The sequence below is a fragment of the Bacillus sp. A01H genome, from assembly GCF_045277205.1.
In the GTDB taxonomy this organism is placed as follows: Bacteria; Bacillota; Bacilli; order Bacillales; family Bacillaceae_G; genus Bacillus_A; species Bacillus_A paranthracis.
In genome coordinates, this window is sequence record NZ_CP117702.1 from 4,177,557 (window position 1) to 4,195,247 (window position 17,691).

Genomic DNA, 17,691 nt, shown 5'->3' on the forward strand with positions numbered 1-17,691 from the left:
GACCAACATTTTCCTGTTGGTCTTTCGTATATGTATCACTTTTCAAAGCGATCTAACATCTCATCTCTCATTCCGAAACTCACTACCGCAATTCCTACATACATAAACAGAAGGAACGCCGGATGAACTGTGTTGTACCAAGTGCTATCAACAATTAAATAAATCGTTAATGCCACAACAAGAACAAACGCTAAGATAAACATATAAAAGTGTCTTGTACTACCCATGATAAACTCCTCTCTTCTCACTTCACCATTCAACAGTATATTTTATCGAATAATTCGATATGACTCAAGGTTAACTTTCTGTTATGTAATCAAGTTCCACCTTTACAATGTCCTCACATGCTATTGAAATGATCGTTCCTTGCTTATCAATTGCCGTCACTTCTCTATTATCCATTACACGATGCGCTACTCTTTCTAGTACTTTTCCTTGATCTCGGTAACAAAATTCTTTTACATCTTTAATTGTTTCTCCATTTTCTAAATGGTATACCATCCTATAACATCGATATCCCACACTTTCACCCCCGTCTTGCTCGTTTTTTCACATATACATAAAAATGAGTAATTTTTGCCTCATCACACCTTCTTAATTTCAATAAAATTCTAACAAAAATAAATACTTTTATCAAACTGACTTTTTCAACAAAATCACCTATAAAACTGCCTCTTTACACCATTATGAAACAAAAAATATAAATTTTTAACATTTTCTTCACCACTTCTGCATAAAGTGAAACTTTAATCAGTGGGTGTTTTTGTTCATCTCTACTGATTACCAGGCCACAAATTGCGGAACAAATTCTCCATACAAAAAAAGAACTCGCATATAGCGAGTTCTTCCTTTGTTATTCTAATCAAACTTGTACAGGAGCTGGCTTTTCATAACGTAAAACTGGTTTACGTGCAGCCATCGTTTCATCTAAACGTTTAATGACTGTTGTATGAGGTGCTTCTTGTACAACTTCTGGATTTTCTTCTACTTCTTTAGCGATTTGAATCATCTTATCAATGAAACCGTCTAATGTTTCTTTTGATTCTGTTTCCGTCGGCTCAATCATAATACATTCTTCCACATTTAATGGGAAGTAAATTGTTGGTGGATGGTAACCGAAATCAAGCAGACGTTTTGCGATATCTAATGTACGTACACCAAGTTTCTTTTGACGACGACCTGATAATACAAACTCATGCTTACAATGTCTATCGAATGGAAGATCATAAAATGGTGCTAATCTTCTCATCATATAGTTCGCATTTAATACCGCATACTCTGTTACTGCACGTAGTCCATCTGGCCCCATAGAACGAATGTATGTGTATGCACGAACGTTAATACCGAAGTTACCGTAGAATGGTTTTACGCGCCCAATTGCTTCTGGACGATCATAGTTAAAGCGATAGCCATCTTCCGTTTTCTCTAAAATTGGTTTTGGTAAGTACGGAATTAAATCAGCTTTCACACCTACTGGACCAGAACCTGGGCCGCCGCCGCCGTGAGGACCTGTAAATGTTTTATGAAGGTTTAGATGCACAACGTCAAACCCCATATCTCCTGGGCGCGCTTGGCTTAATACCGCATTTAAGTTTGCACCATCATAGTATAATTTACCGCCTGCGTTATGGACGATTTCTGCCATTTCTAAAATATTTTCTTCGAATAAACCTAATGTATTAGGGTTTGTTAACATAAGTGCTGCTGTTTCTTCATTTACAACACGTTTTAAATCTTCTAAGTCAACAAGACCATGTTCATTTGATTTTACTGTAATTGTTTCAAAACCAGCTACAGTTGCAGATGCTGGGTTCGTTCCGTGAGCAGAGTCAGGAACAATTACTTTCGTACGGTTAAAGTCACCATTTGCTTCATGGTATGCACGAATTAACATTAAGCCTGTCCATTCTCCGTGTGCACCAGCTGCTGGTTGTAATGTAACAGTATCCATACCTGTAATTTCAATTAAATGCTCTTGTAAATCGTACATTAATTCCATTGCACCTTGTACTGTCTTTTCATCTTGCAACGGATGAATATTTGCAAATCCTGCGAAACGAGCTACACTCTCATTAATTTTCGGATTATATTTCATCGTACAAGATCCAAGTGGATAGAAACCAGAATCAACACCGTGGTTACGGTTTGAAAGTGCTGTATAGTGGCGCATAATATCAAGTTCAGATACTTCTGGTAGCTCTGCATCTTCTACTCGAATATAATCGCTCTCAAATACATCTTCTAGTTTCACTTCTTCTACATCTAATTTTGGTAGGCTATATCCTATGCGTCCTTCTTTACTTACTTCAAAGATAAGTGCTTGGTCTTGGTTCTTCATTGGATAGCCCCCATTTCGTTTACAAGTGTGTCAATTTCCTCTTTTGTACGAAGCTCAGTTACTGCTACAAGCATATGGTTCTCATGCTCTTTATAATCACGGCCTAGGTCGTAACCGCCGATAATATTCTTTTGTAATAATGCATCGTTTACTTCTTTCACTGGGCGCTTGCAATCTACAACGAACTCATTGAAGAATGGTCCAGCAAATGTAACTGTGAAGCCTTTCGCTTCAAATTGACGTTTTGCATATTGTGCTTTAGAAATGTTTTGACGTGCCATTTCTTTCACACCTTGTTTACCAAGTGCCGTCATTGCAACTGATGCTGCTAATGCATTTAACGCTTGGTTTGAACAAATGTTAGACGTCGCTTTGTCACGGCGAATATGCTGTTCACGTGCTTGTAACGTTAATACAAATCCACGTTTACCATCTGAATCTACAGTTTGTCCGACAAGACGCCCTGGAATTTTACGCATGAATGCTTTCGTTGTTGCAAAGTAACCACAGTGTGGTCCACCAAACTGCGTTGGGATACCAAATGGTTGTGCATCACCGATGACAATATCAGCACCAAATTTTCCTGGTGGTGTTAATGCGCCTAATGATAATGGATTTGAAGAAACGATAAATAATGATTTTTGTTGATGAACGATTTTTTCAATATCAGCTAATTTTTCAACTTGTCCGAAGAAGTTTGGATATTGAACGATTACACAAGCAACTGTATCATCTACTTCACTTTGTAATACGTCTAAATCTGTTACACCATCTTTATGATTAATTTCAACAACTTCAAGATGTTGACCTTTTGCATACGTTTCAAGTACAGCTCTTGATTCTGGATGAACTGCGCTAGATACAAGAATTTTCTTTTTACGAGTATGGCCAGCTGCTAGCATTGCCGCTTCAGCTAAAGCTGTACCTCCGTCGTACATAGAAGAGTTTGCTACATCCATTCCTGTTAATTCACAAATCATTGTTTGGAATTCAAAAATTGCTTGTAATTCCCCTTGTGAAATTTCCGGTTGGTATGGCGTGTAAGCTGTATAAAATTCTGAGCGAGAGATAACATGATCTACGATTACTGGAGCGTAATGGTCGTATACGCCTGCTCCTAAGAAAGAAGCATACTCTTTTAAGTTCGCATTTTTACTAGCCATTTGAGATAACTCTTTTAAAAGCTCTGGCTCTGATTTTGCTTCTTTAATTTTTAAATCCCCTTTAAAACGAACACTCTCTGGAATATCAGAGAATAACTCATCGATCGTTTGAACGCCGATCGTTTGTAACATTTCTTTTTTGTCTTCTTCTGTCATTGGAAGATAACGATGCAACATGAAATCTACCCCTCTCCCCGTTACTTTGAACGTTTATAAAATGGTGTTGGAACAACTACTGCTTTGACGCGTTTATTACGAATTTCAATTTCTACTTCTGTATCAACTGCTGCGTATTTTACATCAATTAGTGCTAAACCAATGCTTTTCTTTAACGTTGGAGATTGTGTACCACTCGTTACTTCCCCAATTTTTTCTTCTCCAATAAATACAGGGTAATGCGTACGAGGAATTCCACGTTCAATTACTTCGATGCCGACTAACTTACGAGGTGCACCGTTTTCTTTTTGCTCTTTTAACGTTGCTTTTCCAAAGAAGTCTGCTTCTTTATTTGGTTTTACCGCAAAGCCAATTCCAGCTTCAATCGGTGTAATATCTTTTGATAATTCTTGACCGTAAAGTGGTAATGTTGCTTCGAAGCGAAGTGTATCACGAGCACCTAAGCCACATGGTTTTAAGCCTTCTTCTGCTCCAACTTCAAGAAGTTTCTCCCAAAGTTTTGCAGCATCCTCACTCTTACAGTAAATTTCAAATCCATCTTCACCTGTATAACCTGTACGAGATACAAGTGCTGGAATTCCATCTACAAGAATATCGTTTTTAAATTTAAAGAACTTAATTTCTTTCAAATCTTCTGACACAACTTTTTGTAAAATGCCTTCTGCTTTTGGTCCTTGAATTGCAAGCTGTGCAACTTCACTAGAAACATTGACTACTGTCGCATCGCCAATTACGTGGCTAGCTAACCATTCGTAATCTTTCTCGATATTTGATGCGTTGATAACTAATAAATAGTCTTCTTCACCACGTTTGTAGATTAATAAATCATCTACTGTACCACCATTTTCGTAGCACATTGCTGTATATTGTGCGCCTCCTACCTTTAAGGTAGATACGTCATTTGTAACAACACGTTGTAAAAATGCTAAACTATCTACACCTTTTACCTCAACTTCTCCCATGTGAGACACATCGAATAAACCTGCCGCTGTACGTACAGCTTCATGTTCTTCTTTAATGCTTGAAAATTGAACTGGTAACTCCCAACCACCGAAGTCGATTGTTTTCCCACCATACTTCGCGTATACATCAAATAACGGTGTACGTTGTAATGTAATCATGATCTCTCCCCCTTATGCTCTGACAAATCAATAAAAGTTGTTACTCATTTCTAAACATTTTCATTCTAAAAAGATAGGATATACGGAATCTCATTATATTTTTTTATGAAAGCGTAAATAAAAAATCACTTTCTTGGATAAAATACGAAAGATTCCACACATTTCACACCATTATCCTAACATTATTCGCTATATTTCATCAATATTCTAGCATAAAAAATAATTTAGAATTTTTTACGCTTAATCTTATTACATACAGTTTTTAAGATTTAGTCCTTTATCTTTACTTATTGTTTACCTTTCAGTAAGTGTAATAGCGCCTTATTACAAGGCTTATATATTAAAGATTTTTTCATAATTACTTTAGTTTATAAAAGGTGGGAGAGTCGTAATGAATGTCGATATTTCCATAGATCGAACGTGGCAAAACAATTTTTTAAATAGAATTGACGAAGATGGTCCTTGGACAAACTGGGATTTATATCATTTAGCTTATGAAACAGAAAAATCATTACTTGTTCCTACTTTTGATGGATTACAAGCACCGAAACATTTATCCCATTTCACACCACTGCCTCATCAATTAGAAGTCGCTCAAAATGTTATTGAACAAATGAATGGTAAAGCGATTCTAGCAGATGAAGTAGGACTTGGAAAAACGATTGAAGCTGGACTTATTTTAAAAGAATATATGGTCCGCGGCCTTGTGAAAAAAGTACTTATACTCGTTCCAGCCTCTCTCGTATCACAATGGGCATACGAATTAAATACAAAGTTTTTCATTCCAGCTGTAGCTCAAAAGAAAAGCTACTCGTGGGAACAAGCCGATGTGATTGTATCATCAATTGATACTGCAAAACGTTCCCCACATCGTGATATCGTTTTGAACTTAGAATATGACCTTATTATTATCGATGAAGCACATAAACTTAAAAATAATAAAACAAAAAACTATGAATTTGCACAGCGATTAAAAAAGAAATTTTGTTTATTATTAACCGCTACTCCTGTTCAAAATAAGATTGATGAAATTTTCAACCTTGTTTCTTTATTAAAACCAGGACACTTAGGCAATCAATCCAATTTTGAAGAATATTACGCTTCAAAAAATCGTTCAGCCGAATCTGATGAAGATTTAAAAGCTCTTATTAACAAAGTGATGGTCCGAAATCGGCGCCATAATACTGGGATTGATTGGCCAAAGAGACATGTACGTACAATTTTTGTTGAGTTTAATAAAGAAGAGCAAGATTTATATAACAATATTGAAAATTGGCGAGGACAAGATGCATTCACATCAGCTTTCTCATCGTTAACTTTAAAACGGGAAGCGTGTAGTAGTCGTGAGGCTGTTTACTATTCATTAAAAAAACATGTAGAAAAACGACAGAAGGAAAATGAACATTACGTAAAAGATCCGCATATCGATGTGCTAATGGAGAAAATTAATCATATTCCTTTTAACTCAAAAGCAAATAAAGCGCTAGAGCTTATAAAAGAAATTGATGATAAAGTCGTCATCTTCACAGAATATCGAGCATCACAAATGTACTTACAATGGTTTTTACAACAACACGGTATTTCTTCCGTCCCATTCCGCGGTGGATTTAAACGCGGGAAGAAAGATTGGATGAAGGAACTTTTCCAAAATCATGCGCAAGTGCTAATCGCAACGGAAGCTGGTGGTGAAGGAATTAACTTACAGTTTTGTAGCCATATGATCAATTATGATTTGCCATGGAATCCAATGCGTCTTGAACAAAGAATCGGACGTATTCACCGCCTTGGTCAAAAGAATGATGTTCATATTTATAACTTAGCTACAAAACACACTGTGGAAGAACATATTTTGAAACTGTTATATGAAAAAATTAATTTATTTGAGCGTGTGATCGGTGAACTTGATGAAATTTTAACGAGAATTAATATGAAAAACATCGACGCACACATTCAAGAAATATTTGCGCAATCAAAAAGCGAAGGAGAAATCCGAATTAAGATGGAAAACTTAACATCTATTATCGACTTTGCGAAGCGAAATGAAGCTGAGGTGCAAGGCTATGCAGCAACATGAAATTCATAATTACTTATACAATTTTTTTGAGGCGAATAACTGTGAAATTTTAGAACGTTCTCCTCATCTATTGGATGTGCAATTAACAATTGAGATGGATAAATTATTAATGAACCGTCCTTTTTATTGGCACTATCTTGAGAAGACAGGAGGCGTACCGAATCCGATGCGCCTTACTCTTATTACAAATCCAGAAAATGAAGAAAACGATGGTGAACTTATTCACTACGGTTCACCACGTCTTCATCAAATTTTTCAAACGACAAAAGAATTAGGCTCTTACATACGCTTATATGAGGAAGTACGGCATAGCGGAGCAACACATACACCGCTCCATCCGTGGCTCGGTGTAAATATAAAAGTTTCCTATCAATGTGATCGAAAAAAAGATATCCTCCACTCCATTGGCATTCATCTTATTTCTGGCACAATGATTGCAAACTTTCATGAAACATTAACTAAAATTAAACTTACACCGAAAATACCTGACTTTTGTTTTACGCTCTCGCCTATTATTAAACCGCAAAGCGGTTTACAACGTATAGAGGATGCTTTAAAAAATATTATTGCAGAAGATGACCATACGTGGGCGAAAGAAGCAAGAGTGCGCTGGAATCACGATTTGGACCTTTTAAATCGTTTTTATGAAGAAAGTGATGAACTTCCTGAAAGCTATGAAATTGAAAAACAAGCACTGCAAGAACAATATGAACCCCGCATTACAGTACAAATTATTAACGGTGGACTCTTTTATGTTACCGCGAATCATTTTCTAACTTAAAAAGCTCCTTCTGTTTTAGAAGGAGCTTTTTTGAGTTATCCTCTATCGCCATTACGCTCTTGTTGTTTTTGCTTTGCCATGCGTTTTTGATGCGCACAATCCTTTGCACTCACATGATTAGCATCAGTTGGAAGATTTTCTTTTGAACGACCAATTCCATTGCTCATTATTTCCCCTCCTTTTTATATCTTTCAAAATACACCCTTATTTTCAGCTAGAGACACCATCCTTATACAAAAAAATAAGAGCAGCCGTTAGCTACTCTTACTTCTTACTCACTCACATATTTTTGAAACATATCATGGATGCCTTTATTTACTAGGTTCGAGATCTGCTCGTCAGATTTATTCGGATAACGATCACGCAATCTGATAGATGCCTTCACCATTAAATTTTCTAATACAGAACGGCCGCCTTCTCCATAAATAATTTCAGCATATTCAACAAGCCTTCCATCCTCTACTGTCGCTGGATTATGATTGAAGAAAAATTTACTCATTGCCTCCACCTCTCTCTTTTGTTAACGTTTACATTTATATAAATTATTTATGTTATTTATTTCACAATATTGTATGCATGTATATTTAATTAGTTTCATTATAAAGCAACATATCGATAGTAAATATGTGATTTTCCGTCTATTTTGTGAACAAACTAAAAATGAAAGCGTTTCCTTTATTGTATACTAAAAAAACTTACTACGCTAGGGGTATTTTTTTCAATCTACTAAACATATACTTTTTCTTTTTCTTTTCCCACTAAACCTTATACAATTTTCAGAAATTATATTATAAAATATATGTATGACTTAAGGAGGCTGTATATGAATCAAAATAAAAAAGCTATATTAGATCTTGTCTTTTATCTCGTAATCCCATTCCTCATTTGGAAATTTGCAAAACCTTATATCGATCCTTATTACGCGATGTTACTTTCCTCTGTTCCGGGGATTATTTATACACTGTATACCTTTAAAAAAGAAAAACAGTTTAACGTAACAGGGTTCTTTATTTTAATTACACTCATTTCTAATACGACAGTAGATTTATTATCTGGATCAGCTGAACGAATGTTGTGGAACGATGCATATTATCACATCGTACTCGGCATTATCGTTATATGTACAATTTTTATAAAAAAACCACTTATGTTATATTTCGCAGCAGATATTGCTGCACTGCAAGGCCATGACCGTGATAAAAGTCGTGAACTGTATCGTGATAGTCGTATCTATCCAGCATTGCAATATTTAACGCTCTTTTTCGGTCTACAATTCATATTAAAAAGCTTCTTAAAAATTTATTTCATCTCTGTTTTCGGTGTAGATGGCTACGGTGAAATGAGAGCAATTATGACCGCTGTTGGATGGGGCATTTCCATTTGTATCGGAATTGGATTTGTCTGGGTGAACAATAAAATACATGCCGTTACAGAAGAAAAAGAGTCTATGCAGTAAATGAAAATCCCCTAGTAGTATGATGCTACTAGGGGATTTTCATTTTACTACACATATTACGAAATCTTTAACTTGATTTTTTTCTTTTATTTTTTACGTTTTGATAAAACAAAGCAGCACTTAGCGGCATAACACCAAACCACTTATTCATAAATGGCTCTTTTTCAGCACGGCGTTGTTCTTTCTTTTGTTTACGATCTTCTTTTGGAGCATCCATATACGACACAAACTGCTGTGTCACAAAGCGAACATAATCATTAGTAGACATATTATCATCACCTCTACTTGATTAGTATGTCCACTTTTTTATTCATTAATCTTTTCTTTTAATTCATCCATAATTTGCTTTACAGACTTATTCGTCGTATCGATATGAATATGAGCCTCTTCATAATAAGCTCGGCGCGATTCGAATTTCGTTACAAATGCATCTATATCTTTCTTCTGAAATAGTGGCCGTGTCGTATCTTCACGAAGCCTTTCTGCAATTACATGTGGATCACAATATAAATACACGACAGTTCCATTTTCCTTCATCCACTTTCGGTTTTCCTCTCGCTCAATGATTCCGCCGCCAGTTGTAATGATTACATTTTCAACAGGTAGTGAACGTAACATCTTACTTTCATATTCCCGAAAAGCCATTTCACCTTCTTCGGCAAAAATATCACGAATCTCCTTCTCTTGCTTCTCTTCAATTTTTTGATCTGTATCTATAACATCCATATGAAGTTCTTTACTTAATGCTTTTCCAATTGTTGTTTTCCCAGCTCCCATATAGCCGGTTATGTATATAGATTTCATTTTCGTTCCTCTCAATCGTCATGTATTACTTGTTATTATAACGAAAGATGCTACTTTATTTAATAAAAAAACGTTTTGTTCTTCTTATACACTGAAGAACAAAACGTAACATACTCGCTTTATCTATAAGTACCTCTTCTCACCCACTGTGTTGCAATCCATTTCTCACCTTTCGTTACAGGTGCCCCTCCGTGTAACGTAAGCTCATTTAGTGATTGATCTTGATAGAAATACTCAAAGTATACTGCCATTCCCTTTCTAGGGTGCACAGAAAGATTTAATTTCGGAAAGAAAGTTTCTCCGCCTTCTTCTACATCATTTAAGTACATGACAAGCGTACTAATACGATTATTAGCAGCTGATCTACTATGTTCGGCAAAATAATCATAGTGTGCTTTATATTGTTGATCCACTTCATAATTTAAAATGTGTAATCCTTCTCCATGCGAAACAGGAACATTCATGATAGATGAAATTCGTTTTTCAATCTTCGCAGTAAGTTCATTATCATCTAAAAATGCACCACTACTCGTTCGAATATCATTTACATCACGTGATGAACCAACTTTAGAACGTGCTAATTTATTTTTAGACAATTCAATTAATTCATCGCACTCTTCATCACTTAATACATTTCCTAACACGACAATAAGAGGTTCTTCGAATTTTGAAATAATTTGTATTTCCCTATCTTCTGTCATAATTGCATTTCCTTTATGATTAAAAATAGTTTGTTCCTTATTTTCACCTATTTGATTGTTGTTTGTCATTTCCCTATTCTCCCTAAAAATAATGATTGGATAGCATGAATATATCATATTCTTTCTACCTTTCTCTTTTTTGAGAAAATTTAAACTTTTAATTGTTTTATTTATCCATTTCCTTTTAAAAAACAGCCTATTTTCAAATGATAAATCATAGTTTTTTATCCATATATTTCACATACTATTATCCTTCTATCCAATCGAATATTTTCTCATCTTTTTTTCTATACCGAAAGCTTACTTTATAGAAAACTTCCTGTTTTATTTTGCACTGCAATGAAACGAGAATAACGTCGTTTTCAAATACGTAATTTCCACTCGCTTCGCCCTTTTCATATGAAAAGAAAAAAGTATCTTCCTTTTCTTTTTGCCGTAAGTCTTTTTTTATATTTGTAATAGATTGATTTAGTATTTCCTCCAGTACAAACTTTTGCTCTATTTCAATATAAAATTTTTTATCTATAAGCAACATATTCGTTTCGTATATAAAGAACGAAGTTAATAATATAAGAAAAATGATTGTTCCTGGCATCGTAAATCCATCTTGTTTTATCATACATGTATTCCCATTTCGCTATACCTTATAGCTACACCTTCATATTTTTTCCCGCTCCTATCTTTCACATTGATAAAGAGCAAATGAGGTGTTACTTCATACGAAACCATTTCAACATTTTGTAATATAACTTCTCTTCCGCGCATGTTTACTTTTCTTATAAGGTGATTATTCAATTTTTCATACGTCACTTCATCTCCAGTGCGAAGACGGAAGCGCAACATACTCTCTCTATTTTCAGGAACTATTTTTTCCACAAATGATACTTCACGAAACTCTAACTGTACTTGTCCTACAAACACATCCCATTCCCAATTATTTAACCCTTTTGATTGCTTGTTTTCTATTCCAATAAAGCTTAAACGTGGTAAGAGTAAAAAGAAAAGTGATAACAGAAAAAAACATACGATCATTTCAATTAATGTAAATCCAACTTCTAATTCATTTTTTCTCCCGCATAAAAGCATTGTTCCATCATTTTTCCTTTCACATCTTTCCACATCGCACAAACTTCATTTCCTCCCCAATATGTGTAATATACATTTCCATTTATGACTTTTTCTTTCTGTTGTTTTGCCTCATTCTCATACATATATAAAGCTGCTTCTTTTTTTAATAATACAAATGCCTTATAACGAATTTGTATGTTTTTTCGTTCTTGCATAATCAATACTGTTTGCGGAAGTAGTAAAGATACCATCATCATTACTATACTTAATGCTACAAGCATTTCAGCCATCACTGACCCTTTTTGACATTTCACGATACGTAAATCTCCCTCTTCCAAGCTGGAATACAATCTCATATTTATAACTTCGATACGAAAGTAAAATCGTGCCACCTCTATTAATATTTCCACTCGGATTATATGTCATCGGATTTGGAAAAGTATTCAAATCCAACTGTATATCGCTATCATATTCTCTTTTAATGATAGAATGATCCGTACTCGATTCCCCTATATAATACATCTGTCTATCTTTATGCCATCGTAATGTATAGTGTTTTTGACGATTTATAGCTAATTGTTGCATATACAAAATATCATTTGAAAACTGTCTTAAAAATTGTTCGATTTTTTGTTTTTCGTATAATGAATGTACATGAAAATACGTGACCATACTTAATACAGAAATGGCAAATAAAACGAGTAGCATTTCTAAAAGTGTAAAACCTTTTTGCTTCACAGTTTCCCACTTGTTACCGTGCCATCATTGGAAATATGAATAGCTTCACCATTCGGACACTCATCCTTTGTAATATATTTCCCATCAATTAGCTCTTTTAGCGAGGGAATTTTATTATGTTGTAGTTGATATACTTGTATTTGCGCTTCTATAGATTTCACATAGGCTTTACATCCTTTTCCTTCGACGGATGAGCGCTGCGTAACTACATTTGGAATAATTAATAGTAATAATACAGTGATGACGACCATAACTAATAACATTTCTAAAAGGGTAAACCCTTCCTCATTCTGCATGTAAATGCCTCCTATATAGAATTCATCATTTGAAACATTGGCATAATCATCGCTAAATACATAAGAACAACTATTGCTCCAATACACGTAAATAAAATCGGTTGAATAATCACTAACATACGTTTAATTTTTTGCTCCATCTTTTCCATAATCAGATCACTATAATCACCTAATTCAATCGCCAAATTACCGTTTGCTTGACCATGTGTAATAATATAAGAAAGTTCTTCCTCATAATATCCGCTTTTAGCAATAATAGATTGCAACGGTTCTCCCGCAATTAATTGGTGTTTAACTCGGCCCGCTTCATACTGAAAGAACGGCTGATACTTTTGCTCCATCATTATTGTTAGAGCCTCAAGTACTGATAGTCCTCCGTGTAATAAGCCGCTCAATTGAGTAGCGAAATAATGCGAATGCTTTAAAATAAGAAATGTTTTTACGAGGGGGATACGAAGCATAATTTTTATCTGCTTCATATGCGGGAGTTTCCGAAAGTACAATATATATACACTACACCCCACCATAACAATAAAAATAGTGCTAAAAATAAGATAGGGTAGTAGCTTAATTGTACTTAATATTTGTTCTGTGAATAACGGTGCTGTAGAACCAAATGAACTATATACCATGTCAACTTGTGGTAATAAAATGCGGTTAAAAATCAAAATCATGATTATTAAAAAGAACGCCAAAAACATAGGATACTGCATTATTTTCATCATATCTTTCCTATACTTATCCTTTTTATAAAGAAGTGCACTCCCTTGTTGCAACGCAAAAGAAATATCACCATGTTGCTCGGCATAAAATAAATAGCTTAACATCTCCTGATGAAACTTTAATTGATGAAAAGAATCGTGTAAACTTTTTCCATTTTTTAATCCATCAATCATGCGCTGCAATTGTACTTTCTTTTCTAAAGGTAATTGAAACCGTAAAAATTCTAATGCCTGCAAAAGAGAGTATCCTTTTTCTAATAGTTCTCCTAATCGTTTCAGTAATATTACTTGATCACTTAAACTCCATATTTTCTTAAACATAAACATCCTCTTCTAAAAATCCTAAAGCGTATCCTTTTCGCAACGAAGACTCTAATGTCTCATGCTTGTACGTGACACATTCCCCGTTTGCTTCTTTAATCGCTTGTTTTAACTCATATCCATATAACAACTCATAAATACTCGCTTACCTTACTTGCCTCATTGATTTACATACAGTTGAGCACTTTCTTTTACAAAACGGACACTTCAATTCAACAAGTCGCTGTGCAGCTATAGCCAATAAAGATTGTTCAATCTCTTGCCTTGTTATGCCAAAGTCCATAAACCGAAGTATTGCTCCTTTCGCATCATTCGTATGCAGTGTCGTCATTACTAAATGGCCAGTCAAACTTGCTCTTATAGCGATTTTTGCTGTTTCTTCATCACGAATTTCACCCACTAAAATAACATCTGGATCATGACGCAAAATAGCCTTTAGTCCCGCCTCATATGTGATACCTGCTTTTTCATTTATTTGAATTTGTAATACATCGTCATTTCTTTTTTCAACTGGATCTTCCAGTGTAACGATGCGGCGTGTTTTCTTTTTTCTAATTACCTCTAATAATGCATACATTGTTGTTGTCTTCCCCGATCCAGTCGGTCCAGTAAATACGAGTAACCCATGGGAATAATGTAAAAAAGAAAGTAGTTTCTTCGCTGTACTTGGAAATAACGAAAGATGAGATAACGGCTGAATAGATGCTTGTAAATGAAGACGAATAACGAGACTTTCTTGATATACAGTTGGAAGCGTGGAAAGACGTAAATACACTTCCTGTCCATCCATTTGTAAATACAGTGAACCATTTTGTGGCTTCCGCCTCTCCCCTATATCCATGGATGCTAAAAATTTAAAGTGTGAAACAAGTTTTTCTCCAAATTCCTTTTCAATGTATTGTTTCGTCATTAAATCTTTCCCTATGCGCAGTTGAATCACTACATCCTTCTTCCGGGGCACAATATGTAAATCCGAAGCTTGTACCCTACACGCCTCTTTCAAAATCGTATTCGCAAAGCTTTCAATTCCATTCATCATTTTTCCCTCCCCACTATGTATATAGCATGAAGAAATCCATCTGAAAAATCGGTATTTTTGCATTTTCACTAGATAAAAAAGGAAAAATATGTTTGTGAAATTATGAACAATTTCCGAATTATTGTCTAAAATTACCTATACCCATGTTTATCTGTATTATAATGTTATTATCTTGGATAAAGTGATAAAGGTGGAGATCCTCATGGAACAAGCTTTAAAAATTACAGGTGTTTTAGCTGACCCAACTCGTTATTACATTTATAAATATATTTCTCAAAAACATAGTTACGTAACTGTACAAGAAATTGCTGATGAGTTTGACATTCATCCAAACGTAGCGCGTTTACATTTATCTAAATTAGAAGATGTTCATATGCTGAAATCTGAAACGAAGAAAACTGGAAAAGGCGGACGACCAAGCAGATTATATGTATTATCTGAAGATGTTATCCAATTACAATTCCCATTCCGTGACTATCAATTGTTAGCAAGAATCGCGTTTAATTCTTTACTTAGCCTTGGTGCTGCTGGTGAAAAAGCGCTCTACGAAACAGGGAAACAATTCGGGGCCGAATTAATGCAACAACATATGCAGCGCTTAAATGTGAGCGAAGATGCTTTAACAGTGGAGCAAAAAGTTCAAATTGCAAAGGAAGCCTTTTCAACAGCTGGCTTATCACCTGCATTTGAATTAAGTGCAGATGGAACAAAAATTTTCTATGATGTACACAATTGTCCATTTAAAGAAGTTGCTGTCCATCACCCAACTGAAATTTGTAATATGCACGGAGATATGATGAAAGGGATTTTTGAAATCCTATTCCCTAACACGGAATTAACACGAAATGATAGTTTACTAGATGGATGTAAATCTTGTAATTATAAACTAACAATTTGATTTCTCATATAAAAAGAAGCCAATTATAATTGGCTTCTTTTTATATGAACGAATATTTACAATAGTAAGAAAAATAAACTATAATGAAGTGAGGTTTACTTTTTTTAGAAAAGGAGGGAGATGGCATGGAGCGCATGTTTCGCGTTCTCGGCTTTTGGACTGGAATTTTCTCGGTTATGTTTTACGTAGGGGATATGCATTCGACTGCACTACTATTTTTAGGACAAACAGGATTCTTCGTACTTTTAAGCTATTTAAATTTAACAGAGCGTATGTATATATACGTATTCGGGGCATATTTAACTGTTTTCTTCATAGGATTTACATACTACACGACATTTTTACTTGTCCCTGGGGCTGGACATTAAAAGATGGCATTTTGCCATCTTTTTTTTAATTCCGGAATTCCCTAGTTGACTTATAGGTTTTATTGATTTATATTCTATATAACAGATTGGAATTAGGGGGAATCATCATGAATACACTGCTTGTCGGAATTAACGTTGCAGTCATGCTCATTTTAGTTGGCGTATTATATTATATGCAACGTAAGCATGTATCTTTTAATAAACGTGTATTTACCGCTTTAGGAGTCGGAATTATCTTCGGTCTTATATTACAATTTATTTATGAGCCAACTTCTAAAGTAATTATTGAATCAAATACTTGGTTTGGCTTAATCGGTAACGGTTATGTGAAGTTACTTCAAATGATCGTTATGCCACTTATTTTAGTATCTATTATTTCAGCATTTACAAAATTACAGTTAACGAAAAACCTTGGTAAAATTAGTGGTCTTATTATCGGAATTTTAATTCTGACTACAGGAATTGCTGCAGCTGTCGGTATCGCTGCAAGTGCAGGATTTGATGTTTCTGCAACTGGTCTGCAACAAGGTGATGCAGAATCTGCTCGTCTGAAGCTAGTTGAAGAAAGATTTACTTCTATTGAAAAAACAACAATTCCAGATAAATTATTAGAGCTGTTACCTACAAATCCATTTCTTGATTTAACAGGTGCTCGTCCAACTTCAACAATTTCTGTTGTAATATTTGCAGCATTTATCGGTATCGCCTTTATAGGTGTAAAACGAAAATATCCAGAACAAGCAGAGCTATTTAAGAAAATGCTTGATGCTGTATATGCAATTGTAATGCGTATGGTAACATTAATTTTACGTCTTACTCCATACGGCGTATTAGCTCTTATGGCAAAAACAGTTGCTGGTAGCGACATAAATGCTATTTTAAAACTTGGTAACTTCGTGTTAGCGTCTTACGTGGCACTTATCGTAATGTTCGTTATCCACTTATTATTAATTGCTCTATCTGGTTTAAATCCAATTCAATATTTGAAAAAGGTGTTCCCTGTATTAACATTTGCATTCACATCTCGCTCTAGTGCTGGTGCAATGCCATTAAATATTGAAGCTCAAAAAGAAAAACTTGGTATTTCTGAAGGGATTGCAAACTTCGCAGCCTCATTTGGAGTATCTATCGGACAAAACGGTTGCGCAGGTATTTATCCAGCAATGCTTGCAATGATGGTCGCTCCAACTGTAGGAATTGATCCATTACAACCACAATTTATTTTAACTTTAATCGCTGTCGTTGCGATTAGCTCATTCGGTGTTGCCGGCGTTGGTGGCGGTGCAACATTCGCAGCGTTAATCGTACTATCTACAATGAACTTACCAATCGGTATTGTCGCTCTTGTTATCTCAGTTGAACCATTAATCGATATGGGGCGTACAGCTCTTAACGTAAGTGGTTCTATGACAGCAGGTCTTATTTCTAGTAAATGGCTTGGTGAATTAGATCAAGATACGTACAATCAAGATGATACAAAAACTGGTGAAATTGCTTCATAATGAAAAGGACGCTAACAAAACGGTTAGCGTCCTTTTTTAGTTCTTTTCATCTTCCTCTTTATCTTTTATACATAAGGCATAACATATTGTTTCAAACACTATGTACAGATATAAAGAAATTACA

23 protein-coding genes and 1 pseudogene are annotated in these 17,691 nt (G+C 34.9%); 7 read left to right on the top strand and 17 right to left on the bottom strand.

Annotated features, from left to right (window positions below; all coding sequences use genetic code 11):
• Nucleotides 1-35 precede the first annotated feature (35 nt).
• The 5 genes from PSR14_RS22095 to gcvT form a co-directional block, all read right to left on the bottom strand.
• A complete protein-coding gene (locus tag PSR14_RS22095) occupies nucleotides 36-227 on the bottom strand; it encodes a hypothetical protein (RefSeq protein ID WP_000535935.1) in 192 nt (63 codons plus the stop codon).
• Between the two features lie 70 nt (nucleotides 228-297).
• Nucleotides 298-501 (bottom strand): DUF3929 family protein, encoded by a 204-nt coding sequence (locus tag PSR14_RS22100; protein WP_000262495.1) that lies wholly within the window; start codon nucleotides 499-501, stop codon nucleotides 298-300.
• A gap of 361 nt (nucleotides 502-862) precedes the next feature.
• A complete protein-coding gene (gcvPB, locus tag PSR14_RS22105; protein WP_000795696.1) occupies nucleotides 863-2,338 on the bottom strand; it encodes an aminomethyl-transferring glycine dehydrogenase subunit 2 in 1,476 nt (491 codons plus the stop codon).
• On the bottom strand, nucleotides 2,335-3,678 hold the full coding sequence (gcvPA, locus tag PSR14_RS22110) for an aminomethyl-transferring glycine dehydrogenase subunit 1 (protein ID WP_000903231.1): 1,344 nt from the start codon (nucleotides 3,676-3,678) through the stop codon (nucleotides 2,335-2,337). The genes gcvPB and gcvPA overlap by 4 nt, the downstream gene beginning before the upstream one ends.
• Before the next feature lie 20 nt (nucleotides 3,679-3,698).
• Entirely contained in the window at nucleotides 3,699-4,799 is a 1,101-nt protein-coding gene (gene gcvT / locus PSR14_RS22115) for a glycine cleavage system aminomethyltransferase GcvT (RefSeq protein ID WP_000631771.1), read from the bottom strand.
• Nucleotides 4,800-5,190: 391 nt separating this feature from the next.
• Between gcvT and PSR14_RS22120 the strand changes: the two genes are divergently transcribed.
• On the top strand, nucleotides 5,191-6,873 hold the full coding sequence (locus tag PSR14_RS22120) for a DEAD/DEAH box helicase (protein WP_001100026.1): 1,683 nt from the start codon (nucleotides 5,191-5,193) through the stop codon (nucleotides 6,871-6,873).
• Nucleotides 6,860-7,654 (top strand): YqhG family protein, encoded by a 795-nt coding sequence (locus PSR14_RS22125; protein ID WP_001183969.1) that lies wholly within the window; start codon nucleotides 6,860-6,862, stop codon nucleotides 7,652-7,654. Before PSR14_RS22120 ends, PSR14_RS22125 begins: the two co-directional genes overlap by 14 nt.
• Nucleotides 7,655-7,689: 35 nt before the next feature.
• Here PSR14_RS22125 and PSR14_RS22130 read toward each other — a convergent pair whose 3' ends face one another.
• Complete coding sequence (locus tag PSR14_RS22130; RefSeq protein ID WP_098487577.1) at nucleotides 7,690-7,821, bottom strand: hypothetical protein; 132 nt, start codon at nucleotides 7,819-7,821, stop codon at nucleotides 7,690-7,692.
• 104 nt (nucleotides 7,822-7,925) lie between these two features.
• Entirely contained in the window at nucleotides 7,926-8,153 is a 228-nt protein-coding gene (locus PSR14_RS22135; RefSeq protein WP_000032699.1) for a hypothetical protein, read from the bottom strand.
• A 73-nt stretch (nucleotides 8,154-8,226) separates the two neighbouring features.
• On the opposite strand from PSR14_RS22135, the gene PSR14_RS22140 reads away from it, so the two are divergent.
• Together PSR14_RS22140 and PSR14_RS22145 are read left to right on the top strand one after the other, a co-directional pair.
• Entirely contained in the window at nucleotides 8,227-8,343 is a 117-nt protein-coding gene (locus tag PSR14_RS22140) for a GTP pyrophosphokinase (protein WP_071727059.1), read from the top strand.
• 134 nt (nucleotides 8,344-8,477) lie between these two features.
• The gene (locus tag PSR14_RS22145) at nucleotides 8,478-9,110 is read left to right on the top strand and encodes a VC0807 family protein (RefSeq protein ID WP_001073109.1); all 633 of its coding nucleotides are present in this window, start codon (nucleotides 8,478-8,480) and stop codon (nucleotides 9,108-9,110) included.
• Between the two features lie 67 nt (nucleotides 9,111-9,177).
• Here the strand turns inward: PSR14_RS22145 and PSR14_RS22150 are convergent, their stop codons facing one another.
• The 10 genes and pseudogenes from PSR14_RS22150 to comGA all read right to left on the bottom strand — a co-directional run bounded on the left by PSR14_RS22150 (nucleotide 9,178) and on the right by comGA (nucleotide 14,796).
• Nucleotides 9,178-9,378, bottom strand: coding sequence for a YqzE family protein (locus PSR14_RS22150; RefSeq protein WP_000106079.1), 201 nt, complete (start codon nucleotides 9,376-9,378; stop codon nucleotides 9,178-9,180).
• A 38-nt stretch (nucleotides 9,379-9,416) separates the two neighbouring features.
• Nucleotides 9,417-9,914, bottom strand: a complete 498-nt coding sequence (gene aroK / locus PSR14_RS22155) for a shikimate kinase AroK (RefSeq protein WP_000836628.1) — start codon at nucleotides 9,912-9,914, stop codon at nucleotides 9,417-9,419.
• Between the two features lie 119 nt (nucleotides 9,915-10,033).
• Nucleotides 10,034-10,684 carry a 2OG-Fe(II) oxygenase gene (locus PSR14_RS22160; protein ID WP_000183886.1) on the bottom strand — a complete coding sequence of 217 codons (651 nt, stop codon included), beginning with the start codon at nucleotides 10,682-10,684 and terminating at the stop codon, nucleotides 10,034-10,036.
• Nucleotides 10,685-10,862: 178 nt separating this feature from the next.
• Nucleotides 10,863-11,234 carry a competence type IV pilus minor pilin ComGG gene (comGG, locus tag PSR14_RS22165; protein WP_000595196.1) on the bottom strand — a complete coding sequence of 124 codons (372 nt, stop codon included), beginning with the start codon at nucleotides 11,232-11,234 and terminating at the stop codon, nucleotides 10,863-10,865.
• Nucleotides 11,231-11,701 carry a competence type IV pilus minor pilin ComGF gene (gene comGF / locus PSR14_RS22170; RefSeq protein WP_000923058.1) on the bottom strand — a complete coding sequence of 157 codons (471 nt, stop codon included), beginning with the start codon at nucleotides 11,699-11,701 and terminating at the stop codon, nucleotides 11,231-11,233. Before comGF ends, comGG begins: the two co-directional genes overlap by 4 nt.
• On the bottom strand, nucleotides 11,671-11,973 hold the full coding sequence (gene comGE, locus PSR14_RS22175) for a competence type IV pilus minor pilin ComGE (RefSeq protein ID WP_000829518.1): 303 nt from the start codon (nucleotides 11,971-11,973) through the stop codon (nucleotides 11,671-11,673). Before comGE ends, comGF begins: the two co-directional genes overlap by 31 nt.
• A complete protein-coding gene (comGD, locus tag PSR14_RS22180; protein WP_000810389.1) occupies nucleotides 11,966-12,421 on the bottom strand; it encodes a comG operon protein ComGD in 456 nt (151 codons plus the stop codon). The genes comGE and comGD overlap by 8 nt, the downstream gene beginning before the upstream one ends.
• Nucleotides 12,418-12,717, bottom strand: coding sequence for a competence type IV pilus major pilin ComGC (comGC, locus tag PSR14_RS22185; RefSeq protein ID WP_001178694.1), 300 nt, complete (start codon nucleotides 12,715-12,717; stop codon nucleotides 12,418-12,420). Before comGC ends, comGD begins: the two co-directional genes overlap by 4 nt.
• A gap of 11 nt (nucleotides 12,718-12,728) precedes the next feature.
• On the bottom strand, nucleotides 12,729-13,760 hold the full coding sequence (gene comGB, locus PSR14_RS22190; RefSeq protein ID WP_061185681.1) for a competence type IV pilus assembly protein ComGB: 1,032 nt from the start codon (nucleotides 13,758-13,760) through the stop codon (nucleotides 12,729-12,731).
• Nucleotides 13,753-14,796: pseudogene (gene comGA / locus PSR14_RS22195) on the bottom strand (competence protein ComGA). Before comGA ends, comGB begins: the two are co-directional and overlap by 8 nt.
• A 205-nt stretch (nucleotides 14,797-15,001) precedes the next feature.
• Here comGA and PSR14_RS22200 point away from each other — a divergent pair.
• The 3 genes from PSR14_RS22200 to PSR14_RS22210 all read left to right on the top strand — a co-directional run bounded on the left by PSR14_RS22200 (nucleotide 15,002) and on the right by PSR14_RS22210 (nucleotide 17,567).
• Nucleotides 15,002-15,697, top strand: a complete 696-nt coding sequence (locus PSR14_RS22200; RefSeq protein ID WP_000434109.1) for a metalloregulator ArsR/SmtB family transcription factor — start codon at nucleotides 15,002-15,004, stop codon at nucleotides 15,695-15,697.
• Between the two features lie 125 nt (nucleotides 15,698-15,822).
• On the top strand, nucleotides 15,823-16,065 hold the full coding sequence (locus PSR14_RS22205; protein ID WP_000440714.1) for a DUF2626 domain-containing protein: 243 nt from the start codon (nucleotides 15,823-15,825) through the stop codon (nucleotides 16,063-16,065).
• A 107-nt stretch (nucleotides 16,066-16,172) separates the two neighbouring features.
• The gene (locus PSR14_RS22210; RefSeq protein WP_001094339.1) at nucleotides 16,173-17,567 is read left to right on the top strand and encodes an L-cystine transporter; all 1,395 of its coding nucleotides are present in this window, start codon (nucleotides 16,173-16,175) and stop codon (nucleotides 17,565-17,567) included.
• The last annotated feature ends 124 nt before the right edge of the window (nucleotides 17,568-17,691 follow it).

Bases quoted from the DNA above. Each gene is read 5' to 3' on its own strand.
- PSR14_RS22095 (WP_000535935.1), bottom strand. From the start codon at position 227: ATGGGTAGTACAAGACACTTTTATATGTTTATCTTAGCGTTTGTTCTT.
- PSR14_RS22100 (WP_000262495.1), bottom strand. From the start codon at position 501: ATGGTATACCATTTAGAAAATGGAGAAACAATTAAAGATGTAAAAGAA.
- gcvPB (WP_000795696.1), bottom strand. From the start codon at position 2,338: ATGAAGAACCAAGACCAAGCACTTATCTTTGAAGTAAGTAAAGAAGGA.
- gcvPA (WP_000903231.1), bottom strand. From the start codon at position 3,678: ATGTTGCATCGTTATCTTCCAATGACAGAAGAAGACAAAAAAGAAATG.
- gcvT (WP_000631771.1), bottom strand. From the start codon at position 4,799: ATGATTACATTACAACGTACACCGTTATTTGATGTATACGCGAAGTAT.
- PSR14_RS22120 (WP_001100026.1), top strand. From the start codon at position 5,191: ATGAATGTCGATATTTCCATAGATCGAACGTGGCAAAACAATTTTTTA.
- PSR14_RS22125 (WP_001183969.1), top strand. From the start codon at position 6,860: ATGCAGCAACATGAAATTCATAATTACTTATACAATTTTTTTGAGGCG.
- PSR14_RS22130 (WP_098487577.1), bottom strand. From the start codon at position 7,821: ATGAGCAATGGAATTGGTCGTTCAAAAGAAAATCTTCCAACTGATGCT.
- PSR14_RS22135 (WP_000032699.1), bottom strand. From the start codon at position 8,153: ATGAGTAAATTTTTCTTCAATCATAATCCAGCGACAGTAGAGGATGGA.
- PSR14_RS22140 (WP_071727059.1), top strand. From the start codon at position 8,227: ATGCATGTATATTTAATTAGTTTCATTATAAAGCAACATATCGATAGT.
- PSR14_RS22145 (WP_001073109.1), top strand. From the start codon at position 8,478: ATGAATCAAAATAAAAAAGCTATATTAGATCTTGTCTTTTATCTCGTA.
- PSR14_RS22150 (WP_000106079.1), bottom strand. From the start codon at position 9,378: ATGTCTACTAATGATTATGTTCGCTTTGTGACACAGCAGTTTGTGTCG.
- aroK (WP_000836628.1), bottom strand. From the start codon at position 9,914: ATGAAATCTATATACATAACCGGCTATATGGGAGCTGGGAAAACAACA.
- PSR14_RS22160 (WP_000183886.1), bottom strand. From the start codon at position 10,684: ATGACAAACAACAATCAAATAGGTGAAAATAAGGAACAAACTATTTTT.
- comGG (WP_000595196.1), bottom strand. From the start codon at position 11,234: ATGATAAAACAAGATGGATTTACGATGCCAGGAACAATCATTTTTCTT.
- comGF (WP_000923058.1), bottom strand. From the start codon at position 11,701: ATGCTTTTATGCGGGAGAAAAAATGAATTAGAAGTTGGATTTACATTA.
- comGE (WP_000829518.1), bottom strand. From the start codon at position 11,973: ATGGCTGAAATGCTTGTAGCATTAAGTATAGTAATGATGATGGTATCT.
- comGC (WP_001178694.1), bottom strand. From the start codon at position 12,717: ATGCAGAATGAGGAAGGGTTTACCCTTTTAGAAATGTTATTAGTTATG.
- comGB (WP_061185681.1), bottom strand. From the start codon at position 13,760: ATGTTTAAGAAAATATGGAGTTTAAGTGATCAAGTAATATTACTGAAA.
- PSR14_RS22200 (WP_000434109.1), top strand. From the start codon at position 15,002: ATGGAACAAGCTTTAAAAATTACAGGTGTTTTAGCTGACCCAACTCGT.
- PSR14_RS22205 (WP_000440714.1), top strand. From the start codon at position 15,823: ATGGAGCGCATGTTTCGCGTTCTCGGCTTTTGGACTGGAATTTTCTCG.
- PSR14_RS22210 (WP_001094339.1), top strand. From the start codon at position 16,173: ATGAATACACTGCTTGTCGGAATTAACGTTGCAGTCATGCTCATTTTA.